The sequence below is a fragment of the Dactylosporangium sp. NPDC049742 genome (genome assembly GCF_040674675.1).
Taxonomy (GTDB): Bacteria; Actinomycetota; Actinomycetes; order Mycobacteriales; family Micromonosporaceae; genus Dactylosporangium; species Dactylosporangium maewongense.
Genome location: NZ_JBFANF010000004.1, coordinates 129262 through 152168 on the forward strand (window position 1 = coordinate 129262; position 22907 = coordinate 152168).

The following is a 22907-nucleotide window of genomic DNA, read 5'->3' on the forward strand; positions in this document are numbered from 1 at the left end:
GGGTGGATGGCCGGCCGCCACAACCACAGCCCGCTGACCTTCCCGGCACTGATCCTCGAGGAAACCATCGGCCACCCATCCGACCACCGACGAAGAACACCAGGTCGCCGTCGGCGCAGCCCACCCCGCTACGTTCTTCAGTGTCCTGAGCCGTCACGACACCTTGCTGTTGGACAGGCCGTCGGCGAGTGAAACGCGTTGCATGCTGGCGTGTGACCAGCTTCAATCAGCGACGTCCGTGTTCCTGGCCCCCGAGTACGGCGTCCAGGAAGTGGCGGCCGACTGGTGGATCGCACCGGACGAGGCAGCGGCCGTGTTCGCCGACGCCGGCGTCTCCGGCCAGGTGACCGCCGTGCGGGCCGAGGCGCACAACCTGCCGTTCGCGAAGAACAGCTTCGACGCCATCGTCAGCATCGACGCCTTCGAGTACTTCGGCACCTCCGACTGGTACCTGCCATACCTCGTGGGGTTCCTGCGGCCCGGCGGCCAGCTCGGCATGGCGACGCCGGGAATGACCCAGGAGGTCCGGGAACTCGGGGCGATCCCGGCGCGCATCAAAGAACTGTTCGGCTGGGAGCCGATCGCCTGGCACACCGCCGAGTGGTGGCGCTTCCAGTGGGAAGTCACCGAACTCGTGACCGTCACCTCGGCACGACTGCAGGAAGACGGCTGGCGGGACTGGCTGCTCTGGACACAGGCGGTGGCCGAGCACACCGGCGACCGGACCGGCCGACAACACAATCGCCAGGCGGTGATCGACCTCCTCACCGCCGACGCCGGCGAGTTCCTCACCTTCGCGATGGTGACAGCGACGAAGAACCGACGAGCAAGCTCCACGCAGCCCGCTAGCGTGTGAGCCGGACGCTCAACTGGGAACCCAGCTCCACGAACCCGAGCGCCCGCGCCACCCGGCGGGACGGCTCCGGGCGGGCCCGCCACTGCGGCAGCAGACCCGCGTCCAGCGCGGCGGCGACCGCCGCACCAGCCACCAGACGCGCCAGACCCCGGCCCCGCTCGGCCGGGGCAGTCAGCACACTCACGTGCGCGACAACGCCCTCCCAGACCCGGTAACCGGCGGCCGCGACGACGTCGCCGCCAGCGCGGACCACGTACGCCGGTGACGTGATCTCGTCCAGGCCCGCCTCACCGGCGTCCGCGGCCGGCACCCGGCCCAGCAACCCGCGCACACCCGCGTCACCCGCACCAACCGCCGCGACAGCACTCGCCATAGCGCCAGCGGGGCGGAACCGCGCCGCGTCACAGAACGCCAACGCCGCCGGACCCAGCACCGCACCGACCGGCAGCCTGCCCGACACCGCCACCGGATCGGTCATCGCCGGCACCGGCAGACCACCCAACGCCCGCCGCACCAACTCCGCCGCGCCGCCATCAGGAGCGGTCGCGACCGCCGCACCGCCCAACGCGACCACACCCACCCAACCCGGCGGGCACAGCAACGACGCCGCGGACACCGCCACATCCAACCCCGACGACGCGAACGTCACCGGCACACCGGCCAAGGCGGCCCACACCCGCCGGGCACGACCCAGCACCACGTCATCAGTCACGCACGCAGGATCCCAACCCAACGGACCGGACCGCCACCCGAATCCGATCCACGACCGAGGCTGCCGGGGCCGACCGGGCCCCGGCAGCCAGCAGCTCAGATCGCCGGACGGTAGAAGAACGTGCGACGGCCACTGATCCGGCCGTCACGGAGCTCGAACCAGTCCGCGAACGTCTCCACCAACGGCACACCGGCATGCGACATGCCCTCGAAACGGCCCCAGCAGAACGCCTGGTCCGGCAGCTCCACACACCGCTGCACCGCATGCCGGCCCGACAACACGATGCACCGCCGCTCATAGAACTCCACGAACGCCGACACACCCTCGATCGGAGGGCACCCCGGCCGGTGGTACACCACGTCATCCGTCACCAGATCCACCAGACCGGCCCAGTCCCGCCGGTCGATCACCGCCAGCAGCGACGGGACCAACCCAGACCGCACCGACGACGCTGTCAGCACTGCATCAATAGCCATACACCCATGGAAAAACGCCGGCCACCCACCGTCAACACGCCACGACGCCTTCTTACAGCCGGAAACCTGACCGTAACCCGATCAACCCATCCGCGCCGCCACCGACGTACCGAAGCGATCCGCCACCAAACGCTTCAAACCATGCGGAAACTCCGACTTCGCCGCCACATGCGCCGCCGTCAACCGCAACTGCGCCGCGGCGTCACCCTCCCACGCCGCCACACAATCCTCCGGCGCCACATTCGCCACCGCCAGAATCGCACCCGCCGCACCCAACATCCCCGCCGTCGACACCAACGCCGACGAACCCACATACACCGCCCCATCCCACTCCGACAACAACCGCAGCAACCGCTCCGGATCCCCCGTCGAATCCTTCAACCCCGCCACCGGCAACGACGGCAACACCTCCAACGGCACCGCACCACCCGCCACACCCGGGAAGTGATACGCCAGCACCGGCCGACGGTCCGCCGCCGCGACCACCCGCTCGAAGAACGCCCGCAGATCCCCCGCCCGCCGCGGCGGCGCCACCAGCACCGCATCCGCACCCACCGCCACCGACGCCGCCGTCAACTCCGCCGCCGGACCCGCCCACGCACCACTCGCACCAGCCACCACCGGCACCCCCGGACACGCCCGACGCACCGCCGACACCAACGCCACCCGCTCACCGTCACTGAGCGCGTCCGCCTCACCCGTCGAACCAGCGACCAGCACAGCTCGTACACCCGCAGCCACCAACCGCTCCGCATGCGCCGCGGTGCCGGCGACATCCACCGAACCGTCCTCCGCGAACAGCGTCACCAACGCGACCGCGACACCCCGCCACAACACAACCGGCTCCTGAGTCATACCCAGAACCCTAAGCTGGATCCGGGTGCGCGGGCCGTCGGCGTGCCAGCGCACCCACCCGGACAACAAGAAGCGCCGCCGGTCAACACTGGCCGGCGGCGCACGTCTCAAGCGGGGCGGACATCCCGGCGATGGCCGCGATCCGCAGCCCACCGCATCGTGACCCGCCCGCGACCGCCGACCGCCTGCGCCACCCACTGCGCCTGCAACCGCACCGCCGTCGCGACCACGCCACCACGAACACCCGGCATCGCCGACTCCAACCGTCGCACCAGGTCACCTACACCCAGCACCACGGCGCTCCCGACGCCGGCGATCACACCAACTTTTTCTTACACCGTCACGTCGACGTGCTCGACGCGGGACACGTCCTTCGACGGCTCGGCGTCCTCCACCGGCTGCACCGCCGTCCGCGACGCCGCGAACGCCATGATGAACGACCACGGCGGCATCCCACCGACGTTCGTCACCGCCCCCGTCGGCGACAGGTGGTACCCCGTCAACCCCGAGATCGCCGCACGATCCCCCGGCGTCAGCTGGCTCAACACCTGTTGCGACCCCGGCAACCCACCTTTAGGGGGCGGCGCGACCGGCTCGACCGCGGGCGTGTTCGTCGCCTTGACCGGCACAGCGGCGTGCGTGGCCGACGACAACTGTCGAATCTCCATGTGGTGCCTCCCGAAGCGTCCGTGCTCCACGCTTGATCCTCCCGTACATGACAGCATCACCGCAGGTGAACGGGCAGCCCGATGACCGCAGCGACAAGTCCGACCGATCGGACGACGCGATCCCCAACCGCAACTCCAGCCCCGCTCCCCTGTCGGAGACAGGGGTTTGAAAGGCGTGCCGTCAGGCACGTCACCTAAGGCGTCCTAGGATGCTAGGATTTGAGTGTGGAAGCGCTGGTGGCACCGGACGAGACGACGACGCTGCGCGTGCTGCGCGAAATCCGGCCGGACCTGGTCGACCCCTACCTGCGGGTGCTGCCGGCGGCACGGGCCGGTGTGCTGCAACGGCTGTGGGGCGCCCTGTGGCGGGAAGGCATCGTCGACCCGCGGCAGCTGGGCTCGCTGCCGCCGCGGCACCTGTACGACGCCGCGCCCGCCGAGGTGATCGCCGGCGGTGCCGCGTACACCCACCCCGCACGCCTCCTCGAAGCGCTGCGCCCGGCGGGCCACGCCGACCGGCTCGTCCGCGAGCTCGACAACAGCGTCGCCAACCTCGCCCTGGCCCTGGCCACCGCCCCGGCCCGGGGCACGGCGCACGACCTCGTGTCGCTGGAGCAGTCCGTCGTCGACGGGCACCCGCTGCACCCGTGCTGCCGCACCAGGATCGGCATGGGCACCGCCGACGTGCTCGCCTACGCGCCGGAGCACCACCCGACCGTCCGGCTCCGCCTCGTCGAGGTCGCCCCCGCCAGGTGGCGCACCAACGGCGCTCCCCGCCCGCCGCTGCTGCCCGTGCACCCGTGGCAGCTCGACCGGGCGCTCGCCACCGGCCTCGTCCGCGACACCGGCCGCGACCTGCCCGCCGCACCCCTCATGTCGCTGCGGACCCTCGCCCCGCACGACACCCCCGGCCAGCATCTCAAGACCGCGGTCGAGGTCCAGATGACCAGTGCCGTGCGGACCCTGTCCGCGGCCGCCGTCCACAACGGGCCCCTGGCATCCGACCTCGTCGCCACCCTCGCCGCCCGCACCACGGGCCTGCGGGTGCTGCGCGAGACCACCGCCGCGACCGTCCTCGACGACCACGGCGACCCGCAGCGCACGCTCGGCGCCGTCTGGCGTCAGGCCCCGCCACCCGACGCGTTCGTCGTGCCCCTCGCCGTCCTGCCGCACCGCCCCGACCTGCTCACCCCCGCCTTCTTCGGCCAGCTGGTCCGGTTGATGCTGCCGCCGCTCTTCGCCCTGCTCCGCGACGGCGTCGCCCTCGAGGCCCACGGCCAGAACACCCTCGTCGAGGTCCGCGACGGCCGCCCCACCACCATCTGGTACCGCGACCTCGGCGGCCTCCACGTCCACCGGACCCGCCTCGACCGCGCCGGCCTCCGCATGCCCCCGCTCATCGGCGCCCTGCCCACCGACGACGAGGACGAGCTGCGCACCAAGCTCTTCGCCGCCGCCCTGTCCACCGTCCTCACCGAGCTCGTCCACGCCCTCGGCGCCGGACACACCACCGCCGCGTGGGACACCGTCGCCGCGACCCTGCGCACCACCGTCACCGACGCCGACGACCGCAAGGCCTGCTTCGCCGACACCTGGCCCCTGAAGGCGACCACCGCGATGCGTCTCGCCGCCGACCCCCTCAACGACCTGTGGTGCCACATCCCCAACCCGCTGCGCTGACCCCCGGCCCGCCGCGTCCGACGACCGGGGTCGAAATGCGCTTGGTCGTGGGAGGGTGGGGCGCTACCGTCCCGCTGCGTGCGGACGAAGACTCTGGTGGTGGTAGTGGTGCTGGCCGTTGCCGGCGCGGTGTTCCTGTGGTGGCGGGAGACGGGTGGCGTGGGCGGGCTCGGGTGCTACACCGCGCCCGTCGCCGCGGGGATCCTGCCTGACACGGGTGCGGTGCAGGCGGTCGGCTGTGACGAGCCGCACGACTACGAGGCGATCGCGATCCTGACCGAGGCCGGCGCCGACGAGCGTTGCCGCGAGCAGGCCGAGTCGTTCCTCGGTGGGCCGTGGGAGCAGTCCCGCACCGACTACGGGCTGCTGCGTGACAAGGACCCCATGCGCGGGCGGCTGCTGTGCGCGGTCACGGAGACCGCCGGCACCGGCGGGCGTCCCGTCGGCAGCACCCGCAGCATGAAGGACGGCATGCGGGGCGACCGGCGGCTGGCCATCACGTGCCTCGTCACAGACACAGACACCAGCACGGACGGGGACGACGAGGAGCAGGAGTACCTGTTCGGCGAGTGCGCGCAGAGCCACGCCGCGGAGTTCGTCGGCACCGTCGCGGCCGGTGGGGACACCGACGCGGCCTGCGGGGAGGTCGCCGCCGCGTACCTCGGTCTGCCCGACCTCCGGCAGCGCGCCGACCTGCGGGTCGCCTGGCTGTCGCGGGAGAACGAGCTGTGCCTGGTCACCGAGGTGCCCGATCCGGCCGGGCGGCACGACACGCTCCGCGGCAGCGTGCAAGGGCTCGGCGCCGGGCCGCTGCCGCGGTGATCAGCGCCAGTCGGGGTGCTGGCCGGTGTCGACGAGTTTCCAGTCGCCGTTGTCGTACAGGACGTTGTCGTAGTAGAAGACCGTCGGCGGGAGCAGGTCCTGCGCGGTGAAGGCCGCGCGGGCCGCGGCGTGCAGGGCCGCCGGCGGGACCTGCCACAGCGACGACGCGAGGGCGGCGACGTAGGACAGGGCGTGATGGCCCATGAAGCTGTCGTACGTCAGGCTGAACACCTCGTCCGCGGCCATCGGCACGTCGCGGGGGATGACGTTCGTCGGCGGCAGCGGGTCGGTCAGGCCGAGGCGGGCGCGGTGGGCGGCGTCGACGTAGATGGCGCAGTCGCGGTACAGGATGCGGGTATCGCCGCCGGCGGCGTCGAACGCGAACAGCGTGTTCTGGCCGTGGGTCTCCAGGGGGCAGCCGGTCGTGCGGGCCACCTCCGACCACAGCCGGACCATCGGCGCCACGATCCGGGACGCGACGTAGGTCAGCGGGTCCTCGCCGGAGCGGACGACGAGCTGCTCCAGCAGGGTCGGGTCCGACGGGTGGTGCAGGTCGCGGCCGTACAGCGCGAACAGCGGCACCGTCCACGCCGGGGCGGGCGCGAGCGGGCGCGCCGCCCGCAGCAGATAGCCCCAGGCGTCGTCGCCGGTGCCGAACCAGCCACCGGCGACCTCCGGCAGGATCGGGGTGCCGGCGGCGACGAGATGGTCGGACACCCACAGCTGCAGCTCGATGATCGGGCGGCGCAGCCGCCGGGTGAAGCGGGACAGGCGCCGCGGGTAGTGCAGCTTCACGAAGTGCGGCTCGACCGGGCGGCCGTCGACGGCGGTGACGAAGACCGTGCGGGCGTTCGCCGACGGGACCGCGGTCAGCGACGGGCCGCGCGGCGACGCGAGCAGCTCGGCGCGGCCCACCAGGTCCGGGGCGTCCAGGGCGTCCGGATGGACCGGCAGCAGCCCCTCGTACAGGCGCGGCAACGACGACTCGACCAGCCCTGACGCCGCGGTCCGCAGCGACGGGACCTGGAACGTCGGGAGCTGGAAGGACTCCGCGCCGAGCTGGGGGTGGTGGACGTCGGAGATGTCGAGGTCGCCGGCGTAGGGGCTGTAGGTCCGGGTCCCGACGCCGAGATACCGTTCCGCGTACTGCCACAGGGCGATCGGGTCGCGGGAGTCGAGCTGCATCGCCGGCCAGCCTACCGGTGCGTGAACTGGAGTCGAAGCGTGGTTCCCCCCAACGTGGCCGCCGCCATACGCGGCGCCGGGCGTCCCGTCTGCGTCTACGTCTACGACCGGGAGCGGCTGCGGGCCAACGTGGCCGCGCTCCGCGACGCGCTGCCCGCGGGGACCCGGATCGCGTACGCGATGAAGGCCAACGGCAACGAGGACGTCGTCGCGGCGCTGCGCGGGCACGTCGACGCGTTCGAGGTCGCCTCCGGCGGCGAGCTGCGCGCCGCGGCCGGACTGCCGGCGATCTTCAGCGGGCCCGCGAAGACCGACGCCGACCTGCGCGCCGCGGTGGAGGCGGGCGCGACCGTGAACGTCGAGAGCCTCCACGAGTTGCGGCGGCTGCAGGTGTACGGCGAGGCGAAGGTGTGCCTGCGGGTCAACCGGGCGCACCCGGCGCTGCCGGGCACCCACGCGATGGCGGGCGTCCCGACGGCGTTCGGCATCGACGAGGCGCTCCTGCCCGAAGCGTTCGCGATCGCCCGGAATGTCCAGGGGTTCCACCTGCATGCGGTGTCCAACAACCTGGACGCGGCCGCGCACGCCGCGTTCATCCGCGAAGCGGTCGCCTGGGCCGGTGACGCGGCCCACCGGTGGGGCGTGCCCGCGCCGGTCATCAACGTCGGCGGCGGGTTCGGCGTCGACATCGCCGGCGACGGCCGCTTCGACCTGGGCGTCTTCAAGGCCGGGCTGGCCGGCCTTGAACTGCCCGCGGGGGCGACCCTCGTCGTGGAGCCCGGACGGTTCGTCGCGGCGACCGCCGGCTGGTACGCCACCGAGGTCGTCGACGTGAAACGCACCCACGGCCAGTGGTTCGTCGTCGTCCGCGGCGGCACCCACCACTTCCGGCTGCCGGCGTCCTGGGGGTACAGCCACCCGTTCACGGTGCTGCCCGTCGACGCGTGGCCTTACCTGTTCGAACGGCCCGGCGTGCGGGACGCGACGGTCACGGTCGCCGGGGAGCAGTGCAACCCGCGCGACGTCCTCGCCCGGGACGCGCCGGTCGCGTCGGTGCGGGCCGGTGACGTCCTCGTCTTCGCCGGGACCGGCGCCTACGGGTGGGAGGTGGCGCACCACGACTTCCTGCGCCACGCCCACCCGCAGTTCATCACCGTGTGACGCGCGGCGCGAACTGGGACCGGACCGCGCGCAGCGCCTGACGGCGGGCGTCGCCCTTGAGCGTGTCGACGTACAGGACGCCGTCGAGGTGGCCGGTCTCGTGCTGCAGCGCCCGGGCGAGCAGGCCGCTGCCGGACACGGTGACCGGCTCGCCGTGCTCGTCGAACCCTTCGGCGGTGGCGTGCATCGCCCGTGGCGTCGGGAACCACAGCCCCGGGATCGACAGGCAGCCCTCCTCGCCGTCCTGGGCCCCGTCCAGCACCGTGATCGTCGGGTTGACGAGGTAGCCGACCTGCTTGTTCGCCGCGTACGAGAACACCCGCAGCCCCACCCCGATCTGCGGCGCGGCGACCCCGGCGCGGCCCGGTTCACCGGTCACCGTGTCGAGCAGGTCACGCACGAGCGCACGCAGCTCGGCATCGAACGAGGTCACGGTCTCGCAGGGGGTGCGGAGCACGGGATCGCCCAGCACGCGGATCGGTCGGATCGTCACGCGTCACAGGCTACTTCGGGGCGGCGTGAACGATCGTTGACGAGGGCCTAAACTGTGCCGACTTCCCACCCCCGGAGGCACACCCATGGCCTACCAGGCCGACAGGGCGGACGTGCGGTCACACCGCAAGAGCCCAGCTCAGCGCCGATCACGACGCCGGTTAGTGATCATCGGCGCGGTCGTTGCCGCGCTCGTCGCCGGCGGCGCCGCGTACGCCGGCACCCGGCTGCTGCAACCGTCCTGTAACGGAACGGTCACCGCGAAGATCGTCGCGTCGCCGAGCACCGCGCCGCTGCTGCAGTCCCTCGCCAAGTCGTGGACGGACGGCGACCCCGCGGTCGCGGGGCGTTGCGCCCGCGTCGAGGTCACCGCCCGGGAGACCGCGTCGATGGCGCAGGCGCTCGGCACCGACTGGGACACCAAGGCCGGCCCCCCGCCGGACGTGTGGGTGCCCGACTCGACCGCGTGGGTGCGGCGGGCGTCGACCGCGGCGATCGCCGAGCGGATGATGCCGGACCTCCAGCCGATGCTGGCCCGCACCCCGTCGGTCCTGGCCATGCCGAAGCCGATGGCGGAGGCGCTCGGCTGGCCCGGCGGCGAGCTGTCGTGGCAGGACGTCATCAACAAGGTCGCCGCCGACCCGCAGGGCTGGGCGAAGTACGGCAAGGGCGACTGGGGCAAGTTCAAGTTCGGGATGAGCGACCCGCTGCAGTCGACCGCGGGCCTGCTCGCCCTGATGGCGATCCTCGACGGCAACGACGACGGTGAGGTCACCGCCGACGAGCAGGCGACCCTCGCCAAGCTCAAGCAGGAACGCGCCGTCTACACCCCGACCACCGCCGCGCTGCTCGCCGACCTGGCCAAGGCCGACGGTCAGGGCGACACCGCCGCCCTGCAGTACGTGTCGGCGTTCCCCGCCCTCGAGCAGGACGTCCTCGCCTACAACAAGACCAACCCGAAGGTGCCGCTGGTCGCGGTGTACCCGTCCAACGGCAGCGCCGACGCCGACAACCCGTACCTGATCCTCGACGCGCCCTGGGCGGGGAAGGACAAACAGGACACGGCGCGGCAGTTCCTCGCGTACCTGCGCGGGCCGCAGGGGCGCAAGGCGTTCCTCGACGCCGGGTTCCGCGACCCGAACCGCGACGCCGGCACCGCGCTGAGCGCCAACAACGCGTTCAGCGCGAAGATCAAGACGGTGCCGCGGGCGGTGCTGCTGCCGGAGTCGGTCAAGCAGTCGATGGACTCGTGGACGGCGCTGACCCGCCCCACCAACGTCCTCATCGTCCTGGACATCTCCGGCTCCATGGCCGAGCAGGTCCCCGGCACCGGCCGCAACCGCATGCAGCTGGCGAAGGACGCCGCCCGGGCGGCCGTCCAGCTGTTCGACGGCGACGTCGACGCCGGCCTGTGGGTGTTCTCCACCCGGCAGAACGGCCAGCAGGACTACAGGTCCCTGATCCCGATCGGCCGGGTCGGCGACCAGCTCGGCGGCAAGCCCCGCCGGGAGCAGATGGTCGCCGCGATCGACAAGCTGACCCCGGTCGGCGACACCGGCCTGTACGACACGGCCGCCGCCGCCCAGCAGGCCGTGGTCGACGCGTACCAGCCGGGCGCCACGAACCTGGTGGTGCTGATGACCGACGGGAAGAACGACGACCCGACCGGCGGCCTCAGCCTCGACCAGCTGCGCCCGAAGCTCGAGGCGAACGCGGCGTCGGACAAGAAGGTGCCGATCGTGACCGTCGGATACGGCAACGACGCGGACTTCGCGGCGCTGCAGGAGATCTCCCGGGTCAGCGGCGGCACCCTCTACACGTCGAAGACCGCGTTCGACATCAACGAGGTCCTCCTCACCGCCATCTTCGGCAAGGTCTGACGCTTGGGGCCGGTCCGCTCACCATGAGAGCGGACCGGCCCGCCGTCAGGCGCTCAGGGCGGCCTTGATCGGGGCGGTCTTCGCGGCGGCCTCGGCGACCTCGGCAACCGGGTCGCTGTCCCAGACGATGCCGCCACCGGCCCACACGTGCGCGAGCCCGTCGGCGACGGCGACGGTGCGGATCGTCAGCCCCAGGTCGACGCGGAGCCTGCCGTCGGGGCCGTGCCCGATCCAGCCGGCGGCGCCCATGCTCGGCCCGCGCCCGACCGGCTCGAGCGCGCTGACGACCTCGATCGCGGCGAGCTTCGGCGCGCCGGTCACCGAACCGCCCGGCCACACGGCACCCAGCAGCCCGGCGAGGCCGATGCCGGGCGCCAGGTCGGCGCTGACCGTCGACTCCGCCTGCCACAGCCGCGACCAGCGGCGGATCGCGAACAGCTCGTCGACGCGGACGCTGCCGGTCCGGGCGACCCGGCCCAGGTCGTTGCGCTCCAGGTCGACGATCATGACGTGTTCGGCGCGTTCCTTCGCCGACGCGAGCAGCTCCGCGCGGCCCTGCGCGGTCGCCGGGCGGGTGCCTTTGATCGGGCGGGTCACCGCACGGCCGCCGGTGACCTCGACCAGCGTCTCCGGCGACGCGCACGCCACCCACCAGGCGCCGTCCGCGCCGGACAGCACCCCGCCGTACCTTGCGCCCGGCAGCGCCGCGACCCGGGCGAGGGCGGCGCGGGGGTCGCCGGCGAACGGGGCGCTGGCGTGGCCGACGACGTTGGCCTGGTAGACGTCGCCGCGGGCGATCGCCGCCCGGACCGCCTCGACCGCGGCGGCGTGCTCCCCCGGGGTCCAGCTCGGCGTCCACGGGCCCACCCGGGCGTCGTCGGGCACGGCCGGCTCCGCTAACGCGATCGGCGGCGGGGTGTGCGCGTAGACGACGGCGACGAGGTCCGGCACGCCCGGCGCCGGCGACGCCACGGCCGACGGCGGCGCGAGGAGCACCGCCGCCCCACACACCCCGCCCGTCACCGTCCGTGACCGTGACACGTCGGAGACGGGCAATCCGGCGTCGGCGAGGAACGCCTCCAGCAGTTGCAGAGGGTCACCGCCGTCGCCGGAACGCCACTCCAGCCGGGAACGCTCCCAAATGTGCGGCCGGCACGCCGGATCCGACCCGGGAGGGTGCAGATCCACCGTCCCGGGCCAATACCCGACGACCGGTCCTAATGGGCTCATACGAATGGCGGATTATCCCCAAGTTGTGCCGTCACATGTGCGGATTCGTGTCGTTGGCCGTAGTAGCGTGCATCACTGGTCATGTGAACAACCCCACAGGCCCCACCTGAACCTCTCAAACGGAGACCCCGGATGCTCTGCCAGCACCAACCAGCGTGCCCCTCGGCCCACGACTCCGACCACGAAGCCGCCAGGATCCTGGCCTCGCACCCCGAGCAGGGGTGGAGCCTCCTGTGCAACGGCGTGATCGTCTTCGAGGACACCGGAGAGCTACTTCCTGACTGCAGCGTGATCGAACCGCACCGCGGCCCGGCCATGCACGTCCTCGTCGAAGCCGCCTGAGCGATCACACTCCGTAGCCGTTCACTCCTCGAAGGCTGATGCCGGCGGGCACGAGCAGACGAGGTTCCGGTCGCCGTAGCTGTCGTCGATCCGCCGCACCGGCGGCCAGTACTTCGCCACCGTTACCCCGGCCGGGTAGGCGGCGAGCGACCGCGGGTAGGCGTGCGCCCACTCGTCCGCGGTGACGACCGCCGCCGTGTGCGGCGCGCCCGCCAAGGGGTTGTCCCCCGCCGGCCACTCCCCGGACGCCACCCGGTCGATCTCCTCACGGATCGCGATCATCGCGTCACAGAACCGGTCCAGCTCCGCCAGGTCCTCGCTCTCGGTCGGCTCCACCATCAGCGTGCCCGACACCGGGAACGACATCGTCGGCGCGTGGAACCCGTAGTCGATGAGCCGCTTCGCGACGTCCGCCACGCTCACGCCGGTCGCCTTCGTGATCGTGCGCAGGTCCAGGATGCACTCGTGCGCGACGAGACCCTCGCTGCCGCTGTACAGCACCGGGTAGTGCTCCCGCAGCCGCGCCGCCACGTAGTTCGCCGCGAGGACCGCCGTCGCCGTCGCCTTCGTCAGCCCGTCCGGGCCCATCAGCCGCAGGTACGCCCACGGGATCGGCAGGATCCCCGCGGACCCCCACGGCGCCGCCGACACCGGCCCGACCGGGGCCGCCACGCCGTCCTCCTCCAGGATCGGGTGCGACGGCAGGAACTGCGCCAGGTGGGCACGGACCGCGACCGGGCCGACACCCGGGCCGCCGCCGCCGTGCGGGATGCAGAACGTCTTGTGCAGGTTCAGGTGCGACACGTCCGCCCCGAACTGCCCCGGCTTCGCGTAGCCCAGCAGCGCGTTCAGGTTCGCCCCGTCGACGTACACCTGGCCGCCCGCCTCGTGCACCTTCGCGCACAGGTCGGAGATCCCCGTCTCGTACACCCCGTGCGTCGACGGATACGTCACCATGATCGCGGCCAGCCGGTCCCGGTGCAGCTCGATCTTCGCCTCGAGGTCACCGAGGTCGACGTTGCCCAGCTCGTCACACGCCACCACCGCGACCCGCATGCCCGCCATGACGGCGCTGGCCGCGTTCGTGCCGTGGGCGCTCGACGGGATCAGGCACATGTCCCGCCCGGTGTCGCCCCGCGACTGGTGGTAGGCGCGGATCGCGAGCAGCCCCGCCAGCTCGCCCTGCGACCCCGCGTTCGGCTGCAGCGACACCGCGTCGTAGCCGGTGACCTCCGCCAGCCACCGCTCCAGGTCACCGATCAGCTTCCGGTAGCCCTGCGTCTGCGCCGCCGGCGCGAACGGGTGCACGTTGGCGAACTCCGGCCAGGTGATCGGCTCCATCTCCACGGTCGCGTTGAGCTTCATCGTGCACGACCCGAGCGGGATCATCCCCCGGTCCAGCGCGTAGTCCATGTCGGAGAGCCGCTTCAGGTAGCGCAGCATCGCGGTCTCCGACCGGTGCGTGGAGAACACCGGGTGGCTCAGGTAGTCGCTGGTGCGGCGCAGCTCGGCCGGCACCACGTCCGCCGTGTCCAGCCCGGTCACGTCGACGTGCGCGAGACCGAACGCGGCCAGCACGTCACGCAGGTGCCCGAACGTCGTCGTCTCGTCACACGCGATGCCGACCCGGTCCGCGTCGACCTGCCGCAGGTTGATCCCCCGGTCCGCGGCGGCGCCGACGACGTCCTTCGCCTTCCCCGGCACGACGGCCGTCACCGTGTCGAAGAACGCCTCGTGCTCGGTGGTGACACCGCCGGCCCGCAGGCCCGCCGCGAGCCGCACCGCCATGTCGTGCGTGCGGGACGCGATCTCCCGCAGCCCGTCGGGGCCGTGGTAGACGGCGTACATGCTGGCCGTGACCGCGAGGAGCACCTGCGCGGTGCAGATGTTGCTGGTCGCCTTCTCCCGCCGGATGTGCTGCTCACGGGTCTGCAGGGCGAGCCGGTAGGCGGGGGCGCCGTCCGCGTCCTTGGACACGCCGACGAGCCGCCCGGGCAGGGTGCGCTCCAGGCCCTTGCGGACCGACATGTAGCCGGCATGCGGGCCGCCGAAGCCCATCGGCACGCCGAACCGCTGCGCGCTGCCGACCGCGACGTCCGCGCCGAACGCCGCCGGCTCCTGCAGCAGGCACAGCGCGAGCAGGTCGGCGGCGAACGTGACGATCGCGCCCTTGTCGTGCGCCTGCCTGGTGATGTCCGCCAGGTCACGGACCGCGCCGGACGCGCCGGGGTACTGCAGGTGCAGGCCGAAGAACTCCGCCGGCAGCTCCTCGGTCCGCAGGTCCACCGTCTGCACGTCGATGCCGAGCGGCTCCGCCCTGGTCCGGATGACGGCGAGGGTCTGCGGCAGGACGTCGCTGTCCACGACGTACACGTCGGCCTTCACCTTCGACGAGCGCCGCGCCAGGGTCATCGCCTCAGCGGCGGCGGTCGCCTCGTCCAGCAGCGACGCGCCCGCGACCGGCAGCCCCGTCAGGTCGGTGATCACCGTCTGGAAGTTGAGCAGCGCCTCGAGCCGGCCCTGGCTGATCTCCGGCTGGTACGGCGTGTACGCCGTGTACCACGACGGGTCCTCCAGGACGTTGCGCAGGATGACCGGCGGCGTGTGCGTGCCGTAGTAGCCGAGGCCGATCATGCTGACGAGCGTCCGGTTCGCCGCCGCGAGGGCGCGCAGCTCCCCCAGCACCTCGGCCTCGGACGCGGCCAGGGGCAGCTGGAGCGGCTGGTGCCAGCGGATCGAGCCGGGGATGGCCGCCGTCATCAACGCCTCGACGGAGTCGTACCCGACGGTCTTCAGCATCGTCGTCTGCTCGTCCGGCGACGGTCCGATGTGCCTGCTGGCGAAACTGGTCATTGGCCACACTCTTTCGGATCCGGGGGTCGGGGCTGCGCACGTCCCTCCCCCTCTGTCGTGTGGCCTCCAGAGGTGCCAACCCGTCGCGGTCCTTCTGCCTGAGAGGTTCCGGGGAGGATTTGCCCCTTCGGCGTCGCCCTGAACTCAGACGATCTCTCCCGCGCGGGTATTGCCGGCGATGCCTAATCTACCGGTTCTTTGACCATGGTCACGCGCCCGTGGCCCACACCACAGCGCGTAGCGCATCCTAGGACGCTAGGTTCATGGCTTACACCGGGCTGAATTCGCGTCGACCATCAGGAGGCTGGCGTCCACCGCCTCGAAGTCGCTGCCCTTCAGCCCCTTGAGCGCGTTGAGCTGATCGTTGCTCCACCGGTCGTCCTGCGTGCCGGAGAAGAACCACGGCGAGCCGTTGTCGGCGAGGACGGCGCCGTACTGCTTGAGCGCCTGCGCCACCACCCGCGCCTGCGCCGGGAACTTCGAGATGTCGACGGACGCCTTCAGCCGGAACCGGGCACCCATCGGCGGCAGGTTCGCGTCGGTGCTGCTGGACGCCGCGTGCCGGGCGGGCCACACGTACGCGTTCCTCGTGCGCGGCGCGGTGAACCGGATCGCGTGGTCGATCCTGCCCTTGGCGGCCTCCTCGGCGCGCGGCAGCCCGGCGAGGATCGACAGGCCCGCGGCGTCCGCCGACGTCCAGCCGGCCTTGCGCAGGTCGTTGCGGCGCAGGTCGAACACCGCCCCGGACCCGGCCTTCCACGACCCGTCCGCGTTCGGGCGCGCGGCGTACAGCTCGTACACCTTGCACGCCGCCGTGTCGTGCACGATGACGTGCCGGTCCCCGTCGGCGTTCGGCCCGCCCTCGATCCTGGCGTTGCGCGGGATCGGGTACGGGCCCTTGTCGCTCTCGTCCGCGTACTCGAAGCTGACCTTCACGCCGGCCTGCCCCTGCCCGACGGTCGTGACCGGGATGCCGAACGGCGCGCCGTCGATGAGCCCCGAGCCGAAGTCCGGGTGCGCGTGCGCCTGCGCGCCGATGCTGCCGACCCACGCCGCCGAGTCCCGGTGCACGGGCAGCTTCGACACGTCCGCGTGCCACACGTTGTCCGCGGGGAAGATCGTGCACGCACCGCTCGGCGCGGACGCGGACTGGCTCGCGGCGCCCAGGCCGCCGGCGCCGGACCCGCCCGCTGCGCCCGGCGCGCTCGGCGTCCCCGCGGCGGGTGCGGCGCTGCCCTTGCCCGGCGAGCTGCATCCGCTGACCGCCATGACGGCGACGACGGCCAGCGCGGCGCTGCGCTTCAATGATCCTCCTCGGGTCGGCCCCCGATCCTCACGGACCTGCGCGCACAGTACGCGCACCCTGTGTCCGACCCGCAGCGCACCATCGCCGCGCAGCGCCGCCCGTGCCGGGTCAGTCGGCCGCGTCGGCGGCCAGCTCCCGCACCTCCTGCGTGCAACGGCACGCCGCGGCGAACCTGGCGGCCCACCGCACCGCCTCGTCCCGGTCCGGCACGTCGAGGAGCGCGAACCCGCCGATGTGCTCCTTGGTCTCCGGGAACGGGCCGTCGGTGACCGAACCGTCCGCGGCCACGACCGTCGCGGGCTGTGCCGGCACCCCACCGCCGAACACCCACACGCCGGCGTCGCGGGCGTCCTGCGCCACCTCCTGCGCGGCCTTCGTCACGTCGGGCACGTCCTCCTCGGCGACGTTCATCCAGCCCTCGTCGAACGAGACCAGGTAGTGCGGCATCCTGTTCCTCCTCGCCTCCGGCAGCCCCTCCGGCCGCCGCTCACCCGTCCTACGAACGGCCCGCCCCGGATCCGACAGCCCGCCACGACAAATTTCCGCCGGTGCCAGTCCTACCCGGTCAGGGCGTGCCGGGTCCGTGCCGCTCGACGAGGTCCAGGAGCTCGTCGACGGACCACTGGTCGTAGGCGTGCTCGCCGTACTTCGCGGCGAGGACGGTGCCGTCGGGGGCGATGAGGAAGTCGGCCGGGAGGCCGAAGCGGCCGCCGGCCGGGTTGAGCGACGGCGAGCGTTCGCGGCCGCGGAGCAGGGCCCAGGTGCTGCGGGCCACGGCGCGCAGGATCGTGGGCCAGACGCGGGGGTCGAGCAGGGCGCGGCGGGAGGACTCGACGCCGAACTCGCGGTACAGGCGCTTCTGCGGGTCGGGCACCACCGGGAACGGCAGGTCCGTCACGTGCTCGCGCAGCGCCGCCGCGGTGGAGTGGAACACGACCACCTCGCGGACGCCGGCCGCGGTGATCTCGTCGTGGCGGCGGACGATCGAGCGCAGGTGCAGGTTGCAGACCGGGCAGCCGGCGAAGCGGCGGAACTGCAGGTGCACCAGCAGCGAGGGGTCCGGCACGGCGACCGGCTCCCCCACGACGACCTGCAGGCGCCGGGAATCGACGACGAGCATGACACCTCCGCGTGTTCGTAAGCGTACAACGTACTCTTACGGGCAAGCGTAGGCGTATGACGTACGCTGTCAAGTGCCATGCCTCGACCGCGATCACTCACATCCGCGCAGATCGCCGCGGCGGCGCTCGCGGTGCTCGACCGTGACGGGCCCGCCGGGCTGACCATGCGCGCCGTCGCCCAGCAGCTCGGCATGGGCACGATGAGCCTGTACCGGTACGTCGCCGACCGCGAGGAGCTCGAAGGCCTCGTCGTCGAGCTGGTGCTCGGCGCCGTGGACCCCGCACCGCCGCAGGGCGGCGACTGGCACGAGCGGATCACCGTCATGGTGGAACGGGTCCGCGTCGCGGTCGGCGCCCACCCGGCCGTCGTCCCGCTGACCATGACGCACCGGCACCGGTCGCCCGCCATCCTGCGCTGGTCGGAGACGGTCGCCGGCATCCTGGCCGAGACCGTCACCGACCCGGAGCGCAGGGTCGTCGCGCTGCGGGGGCTGCTGTCGTACCTCGTCGGCGCGATCCAGCTCGAGCACCTCGGCCCGCTGTCCGGCCCCGGCACGGCGGCCATCGCCGGGCTCGACCCCGCCGCGTTCCCTCACATGCGGCAGCTCGGCGGGGCGGCCCGTCAGGTCGGCGCCGACGAGGAGTTCCGCGGTGGTCTCGCCCTCCTGCTCGCCGGAATCAGCGGCGGGCCAGGGCCAGCTCGTACGAGGACGGCGTGACGTTCGGGAAGATGCCCGTCAGGGACCCGACGCCGCAGCGGCGCTGGAGCAGCTCGCCGATCACCGACCGGTAGTCGGTGGTGGACGTCAGGTCGCCGGCGGTGAGCTTGGCCGGGGCGAGACCGGGCCAGATGCCGTGCACGCGGCCGCCGCGGACGTTGCCGCCGAGCAGGAGCATGGCGTTGCCGTTGCCGTGGTCGACGCCGCGGGAGCCGTTCTCCGCGACGCGCCGGCCGAACTCGCTGAGCGTGACCAGGGTGACGCGGTTGAACGCGTCGCCGAGGTCGGTCGCGAACGCCGCCAGCGCCAGGGCGAGCTCCGTCAGGTGGTCGTGCATCCGCTGGCCCTTCACGGGGCCGCCGAGACCCTCGTGCATGTCCCAGTCGCCGAAGTCGACGGTGGCCGCCATCAGGCCCACGTTCGACTTCACCAGGCGCGCGACGTCGCACAGCGCCCTGCCGAGGGCGGTCGACGGATAGGTCGCCGCCGGGGTGTACGCGCCGAGCGCGGCGACGGTGCCCAGGGTGGCGTTGACGGCGCGGGCCGGGTCGGCCATGACCGCCGGGGCGCCGTCGAACAGCTTCGCGATGGTCGCGGCCATCGGGGTCTTGGCGTCGTTGCCGGAGAGCTTGAAGCCGTCGACGGACGACATCGACACGTCCGGGGACGGGCCGGCGAACGCGCGGGCCGGGGACGTCGCGCCCATCGCGACGCCCGCGGTCGGGGCGGAGGCGCCGGTGACGCCGAGCATCCGGTCGAGCCAGCCGGTGCGCACGGAGGTGCCGGCGGCGGCGCGCTCCATCTCCTCCATCGCCTGGAAGTGCGACCGGGACGGGTTGGGCTGGCCGACGGCGTGGACCGCGCCGAACGTGCCGGCGGTCCAGCGCGGCAGCAGCGGAGCGAACGCCGGGTGCAGGCCGAACATCCCGTCCCCGGCGATCACCGACGCCTTCGGCACGGCGATGGTGGGTCGGGCGGCGTAGTAGTCGGGGTCGCCGATCGGGACGACGGCGGACAGCCCGTCGAACCCGCCGCGCAACGACAACACGACGATGGTGTCGCCGGTGTACGGTGTGCCGGCGAACGCCAGCCGGGTCGCGAGGCCCTCACCGACGAGCCCGGTGAGCGCGGCGCCCGCGCCGATCACGGCGGCCCGGCCCAGCAGCCCGCGCCGCGAAATACCGTTATCGGTAATACAGCAATCCATCATGACGGTCACCTGGCCAGGTAGTAGGGCGAGTCGAGGATCAGGGCGATGAGGTGCGGCAGCCGGCCTGCGACGGCGGGGTCGGTCGCCTTCAGCGGGCTCGAGGCCGACTTGTTCAGGAAGCCGAGCAGCGCCGCGCTGTGCGCCGTCTGCAGGGGCTGCCCGACGAGGCGGGTGGCCAGGGCGTCGAGGAACGCGCCGTGGGTGGCCGGCAGCTTCGGCACCAGCGTCGCGAGCATCGACGCCGGACGCACGAGTTGCTTGGGGTACCAGCCGGCGGCGAGGTTCAGGTGCGCGTTCCAGCGGATCAGCAGGCTCGAGGGGGCGGTCCAGGCGGCGGCGACGTCCGGGTAGCCGTTCGGCGGGGCCCAGCGCATCGGGGCGTGCCCGGCGGCGACGAGGTAGTTGTACAGGGCGCGGACCCCTTCGGTGCCGGACGCCTCGGGCTGCAGGCCCAGCAGGCGGACCGTGCCGATGAGGTCCTCCAGCGGGGTGCGGACCTTGGCGCCGACGGACGCGGCGAACTCCGGCGACGTGAACAGCGCCCGCAGGACCGGCGCGATTGCCGATTTCTGTTGCAGGTACACCTCGCGCAGCTGCTGGACGAGGGCCGCCGGCGGGTCGTCGGAGACGAAGCGGACGCAGAGCTTGCGGGCCACGCGCTCGGCGGTGGCCGGGTGCTGGGCGAGCATGTCCACGAACGCGAGGGCGGCCGCCTCGCCGCCGCCGGCGGTCGCGTTGTCGTGGCGCCAGCCGAGGATGGTGACGGCGCCGGTCGCGTGCTGGGTCGCGTCGAACTTGTACAGGCCGGTGGTCTTGTCGACGGTGAGCCCGGTGAGCAGCCGCGCGGCGTCCTTCACGTCGGCCTCGGTGTAGATCAGCCCGACGGTGTGCAGCTCCATGAGCTCGCGGGCGTAGTTCTCGTTGGGTTTCGCCTTCGTGGAGCTGCGGTTGTCGAGGTACGACAGCATCGCCGGCGACGTGGCGGACGCCTTCAGCAGGTCGGCGAACGTCCCCAGGGCGTGCCGGCGGATCAGGGAGTCGTAGGCGCCGCGGCTGTCCCAGACGTCGCTGGACGGGCAGGTGACGTTGAGGTGGTTGGACCACACGTCGACCATGACCTCGAGCAGCTGCCGGTTGCTCCACGCGGCGCGCGCGACGGCGGCGGAGCCGAGCTGCTGCATGGCGTCCCAGCCCCCGGACTTCATGGCGCCGGCCTTCACCTTGGCACGCACCACGGCGATGTCGAGGTTGGCCATCGGGTACCGCGCGAGCAGCTTCGCGCACGCGGCGTCGTCGATGGTGGCCGGGGCAAGCTGCCGGTCCAGCCACGCGGCGGCACCGAGCTTGCGCAGCTCGGCCTCGCTCGCGGAAGTCGCCCCGAACGTGGCGCGGCGCAGCAGGTGCAGGACCGGGTCCTGAGGGGTGAAGACGGTCACGCAGTCCAACGTCGACACCAATTCGGCCGGCCTGACCGACGCCCCCGCCACGCTCCCACCCAGCAACCGCTCCGCACCGCCGGATTATCGGATTCCCCAACCCAACAATCCGGTGGCCAGGCGAGTGTGTGCGTGGTTGCGTCGAGTGCCGTGCTGGTCTCGGCGTGGGCCCGGTCGAGCGACACGCCAGCTGCGGTTCTCTTGGCCAGCGGATTACCGGATTACCGCACCCAACAATCCCGCCACACCGACCAAGAGAACGATGCGACCAAGAAGCCCGCAGCGACCGAGACGGCGCCCGAGTGGCCGCACCAACACCAAGACTGCGACCAGGACGACCGCAGCGACTGAGACGAACACCCGGGACCAGAGCCGCGCGGTCCCCTCCGGCGATCGAGTGGCCGCACCGACACCAAGCCAGCGATGACGGGACCGCGAAGACGCCCACCCAATCGCCGAATTGCCGCACCCAACAAATCCGGTGGCAGCGACCGCCAGGTCGACGCGACAAGCGAACCCCAGCGACCAAGCGGCCCCAAGCGAACCCCAGCGACGGTCACATCCACGGGAGTGGTGTACGAATCGCCCACCTTTGCGGTGGTTGAGGAGATAGAGGCGGTCACCGCTTGATCCTTCGAACTGACCAAAGTGCGAAGGAGAGATCAAGCGATGACCGCACCCAAGAGTGTGGACGTCGGCAGGTTCCTGCGTGAGGAACTCGGCTCGGCGTCACCCGATCTGCTGCGTTCGATGGTGAAGACGTTCGCCGAAGCGCTCATGTCGGCGGAGGCCGACGGGGTCTGCGGGGCCGGCTACGGCGAACGCAGTGACGAACGGATGAACCAGCGCAACGGTTACCGGCACCGCGGCTGGGACACCCGCGCCGGCACGGTCGAGCTCGCGATCCCGAAGTTGCGGTCCGGGTCGTACTTCCCGGACTGGTTGTTGCAGCACCGCCGCCGCGCCGAACAGGCCCTCAATTATCGGATTGTTGGGGCTGGCAATCCGGTGGCGGTGACTGAGCGGACGGTGGCGATGAACTCGGCGATCGATGGGTGTGAGCCGGCGCCCGAGCGGTAGGCGAATCTCGTCCGGCGTCTCGTTGCGAGTGGGGTCAGCACGACGCCGGGTGGGGGTGACGGGGGGCGTAGGGCGAGTTCAGGGACGACGGCGACGCCCTGGCCGGCGGCGACGAGGGTCAGGACGGTCACGAAGTCGTCGGCGTGGTGGCGGGCGCGGGGCAGGAAGCCGGCGGCCTCGCAGGCCCGGAGTGTCATCGTGTGGCACAGCGTGCCCGGGCCGGCGAGAATCCACGGCTCGGCGCGGCACTGTGCGAGGTCGAGGGGGCGGGTCGCCGCGAGGTACATCGTCTCGTCCAGCAGCGGGGTCGTGTCCAGCGCGGGGTCGGGGGCGATCGGCACGAGGTCGTAGTCGTGGACCAGTGCGACGTCCAGGGTGCCGTCGCGCAGGCGGGGCGGGACGAGCGCCGGGTCCAGCTCGTCGACGGTGAGGTCGAGCGCCGGGTGCTCCCCCGCCAGGGCGACCAGCGCCGCCGGCAGCAGCGTCCGCATCGCGGTCGGGAACGCCCCGATCCGCAGCGGACCCGACAGCCCCGTGCGGGTCGCGGCGAGGGCGGCGGTGGCGCGTTCGAGGGCGGCGAGGACCTCCTCGGCGTGGGCCGCGAGGACCGTGCCGGCGGCGGTGAGCGTGACGCCGCGGCCGGTGCGGGCCAGCAGCGCCGTGCCGGCCTCCCGCTCCAGCGCGGCGAGCTGCTGCGACACCGCGGACGGCGTGTAGTTGTGGGCGGCGGCGACGGCGGCGATGGTGCCGCGGTCGGCGAGGTCGCGCAGGAGGCGTAGCTTGCGCACGTCGAGCATCAGTTCAGCTTATGCTCGGCGCCACG

At 72.4% G+C, this 22907-nt stretch carries 21 protein-coding genes, 1 pseudogene and 1 riboswitch; of the genes and pseudogenes, 8 read left to right on the plus strand and 14 right to left on the minus strand.

The genetic code is table 11. From position 1 onward, the window contains the following. Positions 1-238: 238 nt before the first annotated feature. Positions 239-856 (plus strand): class I SAM-dependent methyltransferase, encoded by a 618-nt coding sequence (locus tag AB0J72_RS07515; protein WP_363395653.1) that lies wholly within the window; start codon positions 239-241, stop codon positions 854-856. On the opposite strand, the gene AB0J72_RS07520 is transcribed toward AB0J72_RS07515, so the two are convergent. The 4 genes from AB0J72_RS07520 to AB0J72_RS07535 all read right to left on the minus strand — a co-directional run bounded on the left by AB0J72_RS07520 (position 846) and on the right by AB0J72_RS07535 (position 3567). Then, the gene (locus AB0J72_RS07520) at positions 846-1568 is read right to left on the minus strand and encodes a GNAT family N-acetyltransferase (RefSeq protein WP_363395656.1); all 723 of its coding nucleotides are present in this window, start codon (positions 1566-1568) and stop codon (positions 846-848) included. The two genes, AB0J72_RS07515 and AB0J72_RS07520, sit on opposite strands and share 11 nt — an antisense overlap. Positions 1569-1663: 95 nt before the next feature. After that, a complete protein-coding gene (locus AB0J72_RS07525; protein ID WP_363395659.1) occupies positions 1664-2011 on the minus strand; it encodes a nuclear transport factor 2 family protein in 348 nt (115 codons plus the stop codon). Positions 2012-2125: 114 nt separating this feature from the next. Next, entirely contained in the window at positions 2126-2899 is a 774-nt protein-coding gene (locus tag AB0J72_RS07530; RefSeq protein WP_360560733.1) for a dihydrodipicolinate synthase family protein, read from the minus strand. 332 nt (positions 2900-3231) lie between these two features. Then, positions 3232-3567, minus strand: coding sequence for a hypothetical protein (locus tag AB0J72_RS07535; protein ID WP_363395663.1), 336 nt, complete (start codon positions 3565-3567; stop codon positions 3232-3234). Positions 3568-3792: 225 nt separating this feature from the next. Here AB0J72_RS07535 and AB0J72_RS07540 point away from each other — a divergent pair, with 225 nt between their 5' ends. Further along, positions 3793-5247, plus strand: a complete 1455-nt coding sequence (locus AB0J72_RS07540) for an IucA/IucC family protein (RefSeq protein WP_363395666.1) — start codon at positions 3793-3795, stop codon at positions 5245-5247. A gap of 78 nt (positions 5248-5325) precedes the next feature. Continuing rightward, positions 5326-6069 (plus strand): septum formation family protein, encoded by a 744-nt coding sequence (locus AB0J72_RS07545; RefSeq protein ID WP_363395669.1) that lies wholly within the window; start codon positions 5326-5328, stop codon positions 6067-6069. Here the strand turns inward: AB0J72_RS07545 and AB0J72_RS07550 are convergent, their stop codons facing one another. Next, entirely contained in the window at positions 6070-7254 is a 1185-nt protein-coding gene (locus AB0J72_RS07550; RefSeq protein ID WP_363395672.1) for an IucA/IucC family C-terminal-domain containing protein, read from the minus strand. Positions 7255-7308: 54 nt separating this feature from the next. Between AB0J72_RS07550 and AB0J72_RS07555 the strand changes: the two genes are divergently transcribed. After that, positions 7309-8415 (plus strand): alanine racemase, encoded by a 1107-nt coding sequence (locus tag AB0J72_RS07555; protein ID WP_363395675.1) that lies wholly within the window; start codon positions 7309-7311, stop codon positions 8413-8415. Here AB0J72_RS07555 and AB0J72_RS07560 read toward each other — a convergent pair. Continuing rightward, positions 8405-8908: a peptide deformylase gene (locus AB0J72_RS07560; RefSeq protein ID WP_363395678.1), complete on the minus strand. Its 504-nt coding sequence runs from the start codon at positions 8906-8908 to the stop codon at positions 8405-8407. The genes AB0J72_RS07555 and AB0J72_RS07560 overlap by 11 nt on opposite strands. 163 nt (positions 8909-9071) lie before the next feature. On the opposite strand from AB0J72_RS07560, the gene AB0J72_RS07565 reads away from it, so the two are divergent. After that, positions 9072-10787 (plus strand): substrate-binding and VWA domain-containing protein, encoded by a 1716-nt coding sequence (locus tag AB0J72_RS07565; protein WP_363395681.1) that lies wholly within the window; start codon positions 9072-9074, stop codon positions 10785-10787. A 45-nt stretch (positions 10788-10832) separates the two neighbouring features. Here the strand turns inward: AB0J72_RS07565 and AB0J72_RS07570 are convergent, their stop codons facing one another. Next, positions 10833-11975 carry a chorismate-binding protein gene (locus tag AB0J72_RS07570; RefSeq protein ID WP_363395684.1) on the minus strand — a complete coding sequence of 381 codons (1143 nt, stop codon included), beginning with the start codon at positions 11973-11975 and terminating at the stop codon, positions 10833-10835. A gap of 174 nt (positions 11976-12149) precedes the next feature. Here AB0J72_RS07570 and AB0J72_RS07575 point away from each other — a divergent pair, with 174 nt between their 5' ends. Then, complete coding sequence (locus tag AB0J72_RS07575) at positions 12150-12359, plus strand: DUF5999 family protein (protein WP_344504824.1); 210 nt, start codon at positions 12150-12152, stop codon at positions 12357-12359. Positions 12360-12380: 21 nt separating this feature from the next. Here the strand turns inward: AB0J72_RS07575 and gcvP are convergent, their stop codons facing one another. The 4 genes from gcvP to AB0J72_RS07595 form a co-directional block, all read right to left on the minus strand. Then, the gene (gene gcvP, locus AB0J72_RS07580) at positions 12381-15212 is read right to left on the minus strand and encodes an aminomethyl-transferring glycine dehydrogenase (RefSeq protein WP_363395688.1); all 2832 of its coding nucleotides are present in this window, start codon (positions 15210-15212) and stop codon (positions 12381-12383) included. Between the two features lie 76 nt (positions 15213-15288). Next, positions 15289-15383: riboswitch (glycine riboswitch) on the minus strand. A gap of 90 nt (positions 15384-15473) precedes the next feature. Next, positions 15474-16517: a hypothetical protein gene (locus tag AB0J72_RS07585; RefSeq protein WP_363395691.1), complete on the minus strand. Its 1044-nt coding sequence runs from the start codon at positions 16515-16517 to the stop codon at positions 15474-15476. 109 nt (positions 16518-16626) lie between these two features. Further along, positions 16627-16965 carry a YciI family protein gene (locus tag AB0J72_RS07590; RefSeq protein WP_363395694.1) on the minus strand — a complete coding sequence of 113 codons (339 nt, stop codon included), beginning with the start codon at positions 16963-16965 and terminating at the stop codon, positions 16627-16629. Positions 16966-17083: 118 nt separating this feature from the next. Next, the gene (locus tag AB0J72_RS07595) at positions 17084-17638 is read right to left on the minus strand and encodes a peroxiredoxin-like family protein (protein WP_363395697.1); all 555 of its coding nucleotides are present in this window, start codon (positions 17636-17638) and stop codon (positions 17084-17086) included. A gap of 78 nt (positions 17639-17716) precedes the next feature. Between AB0J72_RS07595 and AB0J72_RS07600 the strand changes: the two genes are divergently transcribed. Beyond that, positions 17717-18358 (plus strand): TetR/AcrR family transcriptional regulator C-terminal domain-containing protein, encoded by a 642-nt coding sequence (locus tag AB0J72_RS07600; RefSeq protein WP_363395700.1) that lies wholly within the window; start codon positions 17717-17719, stop codon positions 18356-18358. On the opposite strand, the gene AB0J72_RS07605 is transcribed toward AB0J72_RS07600, so the two are convergent. Then, positions 18318-19568 carry a DUF1501 domain-containing protein gene (locus AB0J72_RS07605; protein ID WP_363395703.1) on the minus strand — a complete coding sequence of 417 codons (1251 nt, stop codon included), beginning with the start codon at positions 19566-19568 and terminating at the stop codon, positions 18318-18320. The two genes, AB0J72_RS07600 and AB0J72_RS07605, sit on opposite strands and share 41 nt — an antisense overlap. 5 nt (positions 19569-19573) lie before the next feature. Beyond that, positions 19574-21004 (minus strand): DUF1800 domain-containing protein, encoded by a 1431-nt coding sequence (locus AB0J72_RS07610; RefSeq protein ID WP_363395706.1) that lies wholly within the window; start codon positions 21002-21004, stop codon positions 19574-19576. Between the two features lie 669 nt (positions 21005-21673). On the opposite strand from AB0J72_RS07610, the pseudogene AB0J72_RS07615 reads away from it, so the two are divergent. After that, positions 21674-21982 (plus strand): annotated as a pseudogene (locus tag AB0J72_RS07615) (transposase); the annotation flags it as partial. A gap of 2 nt (positions 21983-21984) precedes the next feature. On the opposite strand, the gene AB0J72_RS07620 reads toward AB0J72_RS07615, so the two are convergent. Further along, positions 21985-22881 carry a LysR family transcriptional regulator gene (locus AB0J72_RS07620; protein ID WP_363395710.1) on the minus strand — a complete coding sequence of 299 codons (897 nt, stop codon included), beginning with the start codon at positions 22879-22881 and terminating at the stop codon, positions 21985-21987. Positions 22882-22907: the final 26 nt, after the last annotated feature.

Excerpts from the sequence above, each read along its gene's own strand:
- AB0J72_RS07530 (WP_360560733.1), bottom strand. The coding sequence starts at position 2,899 with ATGACTCAGGAGCCGGTTGTGTTGTGGCGGGGTGTCGCGGTCGCGTTG.
- AB0J72_RS07535 (WP_363395663.1), bottom strand. The coding sequence starts at position 3,567 with ATGGAGATTCGACAGTTGTCGTCGGCCACGCACGCCGCTGTGCCGGTC.
- AB0J72_RS07550 (WP_363395672.1), bottom strand. The coding sequence starts at position 7,254 with ATGCAGCTCGACTCCCGCGACCCGATCGCCCTGTGGCAGTACGCGGAA.
- AB0J72_RS07575 (WP_344504824.1), top strand. The coding sequence starts at position 12,150 with ATGCTCTGCCAGCACCAACCAGCGTGCCCCTCGGCCCACGACTCCGAC.
- gcvP (WP_363395688.1), bottom strand. The coding sequence starts at position 15,212 with ATGACCAGTTTCGCCAGCAGGCACATCGGACCGTCGCCGGACGAGCAG.
- AB0J72_RS07590 (WP_363395694.1), bottom strand. The coding sequence starts at position 16,965 with ATGCCGCACTACCTGGTCTCGTTCGACGAGGGCTGGATGAACGTCGCC.
- AB0J72_RS07595 (WP_363395697.1), bottom strand. The coding sequence starts at position 17,638 with ATGCTCGTCGTCGATTCCCGGCGCCTGCAGGTCGTCGTGGGGGAGCCG.
- AB0J72_RS07600 (WP_363395700.1), top strand. The coding sequence starts at position 17,717 with ATGCCTCGACCGCGATCACTCACATCCGCGCAGATCGCCGCGGCGGCG.
- AB0J72_RS07605 (WP_363395703.1), bottom strand. The coding sequence starts at position 19,568 with ATGATGGATTGCTGTATTACCGATAACGGTATTTCGCGGCGCGGGCTG.
- AB0J72_RS07620 (WP_363395710.1), bottom strand. The coding sequence starts at position 22,881 with ATGCTCGACGTGCGCAAGCTACGCCTCCTGCGCGACCTCGCCGACCGC.